Source organism: Erwinia sp. PPS120, from assembly GCF_047918655.1.
Taxonomy (GTDB): domain Bacteria; phylum Pseudomonadota; class Gammaproteobacteria; order Enterobacterales; family Enterobacteriaceae; genus Erwinia; species Erwinia tasmaniensis_A.
This window is the reverse complement of sequence record NZ_JBLREF010000091.1, coordinates 1-2761: the sequence shown is the minus strand read 5'-3', so window position 1 is coordinate 2761 and position 2761 is coordinate 1. Positions and strand designations below refer to the sequence as shown.

Below are 2761 nucleotides of genomic sequence, written 5' to 3'. Positions count from 1 at the left end.
AGCGAATGGTTTGGCGGCAGCGGCCATCAGAAATGGACGGCATTTTTTCAGGACTATGACACCCTGCGTATCGATATTGCGAAGAAGTGGCTGGACGATATGGAGTGGATGAGCCAGGTTGAGCCCTTTACGGCGGGTAAAGCTGTATGGCATATGCATCCGGTGATGTTTTTGGATAGTATCCGTGATTCTGAAAGCGATGAAATGGATACTAAATGGCTTAAAGTGCCCAAAGGACAACTCACGTTTAATGCTGAGGGGAATGATACTGAGAGCAGTATTTACTTTTCTCGTCACCCGCACGTCCCAAATAAAAGAGGTGTTGTGATCGGGCTCTCAGGAGTTACATTTGGGCGAGGATTGGATTTTGGTCAACAGTCAAAGACTTATATCCAGACCCTTTTTAAAGACATGGAAAGAGATGCTAGACCATTACCTTCAGCGTTAGAAAAATGGCTTATGGGTAGCGTGGGATTGAAGGGTGCGGCTGCACTAACATACTGTCTTGATATCGATAAGCATGTGCCTAAATCCGAACAATATTTAACACGAAAGCAGCAGCACTTTCTCTTTAATGCAGTTTATGAGCATTTGTACGGTGTAACAAAACGGGTGATATCCAAAGGCGCAAATGTAGATGGTGTTCAAATTTCAGCTGAATTGGGGTCATACAATCAGAATGTTCAGGATGTATTGGTTGATTTGACGTTCCGAGGAGATAACTCCCCGAGGACAAGGCAGTATTTCATGAAGGATCTTAAAGCTGGAGAAGGGCAATTTAAAAGCAACATTTCAAACTCTCACTGGAAGGCTTCTTTTGGTGTTCCAGAACAGAGGTTCAATAAACGGAAAGGGTATTTATAATGAATAATTATTTTGCATTGATGCTAGTTGTCTTTTCATTTTCAACTTATGTATGTGCTGACTCTTTGAGTGAACAGGATGATTATCTAAAAATTAAACATGAATATGTTGAAGCAGATGGTGAGCTAAATAATATTTATAAAGAACAAATCCAAGAGTATAAGAAAGAAGGTGCTCAGTTTTATGGTCAGAGTGAGTCAAAAGATATTTATCTTAAAAAATCTCAACTCGCATGGATTAAAATGAGAGATGCCGATTGTGATTATGAAACCTACGAATCGAGAACTGGAACTGCATTTTCAAGTATATATCAAAAATGTTTGCTAGATAAAACCAATGAGCGCATTGAATACTTAAGGGGAAATAATTGAAAAATTAATAAACCTTTCTTAGCGACAGCTACCAGCTTCATTTGTTACTCAGGCGAGAGTGTTGAAACATATAGGGTGGAGCAGAAGTAATGAAGAGAGGTAATTCCTTTTACTGATTGCACTATCTTTAAATGGTATATGTACAAATAATTACGCTGAAATGTGTACAGAAAAATCATGCGGTGGATTACCATTGCCTGCTTCAGCACGACAGTTTATTTCAAACGGATATTTAAAAACTTACATTAACTTCATTAATAACAGTAAATATTTATTTTTAAACAGTGGAAATGATGTTAACAAGTGTTCTGTAATTTTTAAAATTGAAAGGGGTAAGGTTGAAAGTTAACCTTTTATGGGGCAGGATGGGAAGTTGTGTAATTTATCAGAAGCAAGAGGCAGTGTAGTGATTTTAAGACGATTTCAAGGAGTGAGGTATAATGATGTATATAAATTTGAGCCTGGAAAACCCTGGGTGTTGCTTTTTACAGACTCTTGTACTGATTGTCAGTAAGTAAAAAGAATATATTTCATAAATGGTATTGAGATTCGCAAAGAGTTGTTATCAGAAGGTGATTATTTTTCATCAAGGAAGATATTGAGTAGTGTTATTTCAACTAAAAAGGCATTCTTGTATTCCCAACCAGATGATCAGAAAAAAACCAAAGCATATTTAATTTGAGGCGATGTATTCACATTGGCAGACATGTCAGATGATGGGTTTTTATCAAGTCGTTTATAAATCCTCAACAGGCAAAGATATGTTGTATTGGATAAAATCTGATGGCTTTGATTTAAATTAGCGTCCATTCAACATCAAGCGAACTAAATTTCATCAACTGGCAATAATTAATTCAGCTATGATTTGAAAGGACTACTTATGCAAGGAATTATTCGAATCGGTGATAAACCCACTCATGGCGGAGCTGTTCAGTCAGGTTCATCTACCATGATCTTTGGTGGTATCGGCGTTGCCCGAAAAGGTGACAAAGTGTCCTGCCCACAACCAGGGCATGGGCCAACCACCATCACAGATGGTCATCCTGACTACCTGGATAACGGGATCCCGGTGGCGTTTCACGGCCACAAATGCGCCTGCGGCTATACGCTGAACATTTCCCTGCCTGACACATTGCCGGAATAAGAATACCTGCTGAACTGTAAAATTCACGCTAAGGACGGCCAGAATGAAAACATGCTTCCCTGCCCGCAAGCAAAACGGGGAGAACTATACCACGCTGGATGAAATGATGTGTCTTATTGGTCAGGAGCCACACGGCACCTGGCTGGCGGGCACAAATAAGATGTGGCATGGCGGTATCCATATCACTCAGAAATCAGCCCCGGGGTCAGTGCTTACACCGGAAACGATGGAGACAGCGGTTCCGCTGCAGTGTATGGCGGACGGTGAAGTGGTGGCCTGGCGCCTGAATAAGGATTATCAGAAGAGCACCTTTCTCAGTCATTCCATTCAGTACACAACAACCTTTGTGCTGGTGAAGTCGCTCTGTCAGCCAGACCCGAAC

At 40.6% G+C, this 2761-nt stretch carries 3 protein-coding genes and 1 pseudogene; all 4 read left to right on the top strand.

The window, feature by feature from the left end; genetic code table 11:
* Positions 1–864: DUF8812 domain-containing protein (locus ACLRGG_RS21220; protein WP_503827135.1), on the top strand; the 864-nt coding region annotated here is incomplete at its 5' end.
* Positions 864–1235, top strand: coding sequence for a lysozyme inhibitor LprI family protein (locus ACLRGG_RS21215; RefSeq protein ID WP_416251568.1), 372 nt, complete (start codon positions 864–866; stop codon positions 1233–1235). The genes ACLRGG_RS21220 and ACLRGG_RS21215, both read left to right, overlap by 1 nt.
* Before the next feature lie 880 nt (positions 1236–2115).
* Complete coding sequence (locus ACLRGG_RS21210; RefSeq protein WP_416251567.1) at positions 2116–2379, top strand: PAAR domain-containing protein; 264 nt, start codon at positions 2116–2118, stop codon at positions 2377–2379.
* A gap of 43 nt (positions 2380–2422) precedes the next feature.
* A pseudogene (locus tag ACLRGG_RS21205) lies at positions 2423–2761 on the top strand (hypothetical protein); the annotation flags it as partial.